Origin of the sequence: Frankia sp. AiPs1 (genome assembly GCF_023716945.1) — a bacterium.
Lineage (GTDB): Bacteria > Actinomycetota > Actinomycetes > Frankiales > Frankiaceae > Frankia.
Map to the genome: position 1 here is coordinate 1 of NZ_JAMQQF010000860.1, position 1,741 is coordinate 1,741.

The window sequence follows — 1,741 nt, forward strand, 5'->3', positions numbered from 1 at the left end:
CCGCCGAGGTCGTCCGTCGCCGCCTCGCCGACGTCGGCTGCACGGTCGCCGACGCCGCCACCGGCGCTGCCGCGGGCGGTGTGGCCGGCGACGACGTCCTCGTCGTGTCGCCGCCGTCGTGGCGGCCCGACCTGACCCGGCCCGCGGATCTCGTCGAGGAGATCGTGCGGCTGGAGGGCTATGACACCATCCCGGTGACGCTGCCGCGGTTGCCCGCCGGCCGCGGCCTGACCCCGGCCCAGCGGATGCACCGGGCGGTGACCCGGGCGTTGGCATATGCGGGCCTGACCGAGGTGCAGACCCTGCCGTTCGTGGCCACGGATGTCGCCGACTCGTTCGGCCTGCTCGCCGGCGACAAGCGGCGGTGGGCCATCCGGGTCGCCAACCCGATCGCCGAGGATGCCGCCAACCTGCGTACGTTCCTGCTGTTCGGGCTGGTCGCCGCCGCGGTGCGCAACATCGGCCGGGGCCAGCAGGACCTCGCCCTGTTCGAAAGCGGCCGGGTCTTCCGGGAGGAACCCGACACGCCGGTGTGGGTGCCGAGGCCGCCGGTGGACCGCCGGCCGTCCGCGGAGGAGATCGCCGCGCTGGACTCGGTCCTGCCCAAGCAGGCCCGGCACGTCGCGGCGCTGCTCACCGGTCGCCGCGATCCGGCCGGCTGGTCGACGCCGGGTCGCGAGGTGGACTGGGCGGACGCCGTCGACCTGGCCCAGGTCGCCGCGGAGGCGGTGGGGCTCACGCTGACCGCCACGGCCGGTGACGCCATGCCGTGGCATCCCGGCCGCTGCGCCGAGCTGACCGTCGACGGCCGGCTCGTCGGCTTCGCCGGGGAACTGCACCCGCGGGTGCTCGGCGACGTCGGCCTGCCGCCGCGGACGGTCGCGCTGGAGCTCAGCCTCAGCGTCCTCGTCGAACTCGCGACGTCGGCGCCGCCGATCGTCGCGCCGGTGATCTCGACCTACCCGCCGGCCGACCGGGACGTGGCGCTCGTCGTTCCGATCCGGGTGCCGGTGGCCGAGGTGACCGAGGCGCTGCGGGAAGGCGCCGGTGATCTGTTGGAGTCGCTGACCCTCTTCGACGTGTTCGAGGGCGCCCAGGTCGATGCCGGGCACCGCTCCCTCGCCTTCGGCCTGCGGCTGCGGGCGGGGGACCGGACGCTCACCGCCGCCGAGGTGAACGCGGTGCGTGACGCCGCCGTCGACCTCGCCGCCCAGCGCACCGGCGCCGCCCTGCGCGCCTAGCCTCTGCATCCGGGTCCGGGTCCGGGTGAGGTGCGCAGCCTGACCCTGCGCCGGCGCCAGGCGCCGCGACGGCGGCATTCGCCGAATGTCATTGCATGCTCATAAGCTCGTGTGTATAACTTTGCACATGGGAGTGACCGCAGCAGTGGCAGGGGCGAGCGGGTACGGCGGCGGGGAGCTCCTCCGCCTGCTGCTCGCCCACCCGGAGATCGAGATCGGCGCGCTGGCGGCGAACACGTCGGTCGGCCTGCCTGTGACGGACGTGCACCCGAACCTGCCCGACCTGGAGGGCCGCGTCTTCACCGACGCCGAGACCCTCGCCGCAGCCGAGGCGGACGTCGTCTTCCTCGCCCTGCCGCACGGGCAGTCGGCGGCGGTGGCGGCCACGCTGCCGAGCACCGTCCGCGTCGTCGACCTCGGCGCCGACCACCGCCTCGCCGACCCGCAGGCGTGGCGCCGCGCCTACGGCGGCGAGCACGCCGGCACCTGGACCTACGGCC

General features: G+C 75.1%; 1 protein-coding gene and 1 pseudogene. Both read left to right on the plus strand.

Annotated elements, in window-relative coordinates:
• Window positions 1-1,241: phenylalanine--tRNA ligase subunit beta (locus ND748_RS31345; RefSeq protein ID WP_251749912.1), on the plus strand; the 1,241-nt coding region annotated here is incomplete at its 5' end.
• A 127-nt stretch (window positions 1,242-1,368) separates the two neighbouring features.
• A pseudogene (locus ND748_RS31350) lies at window positions 1,369-1,741 on the plus strand (N-acetyl-gamma-glutamyl-phosphate reductase); the annotation flags it as partial.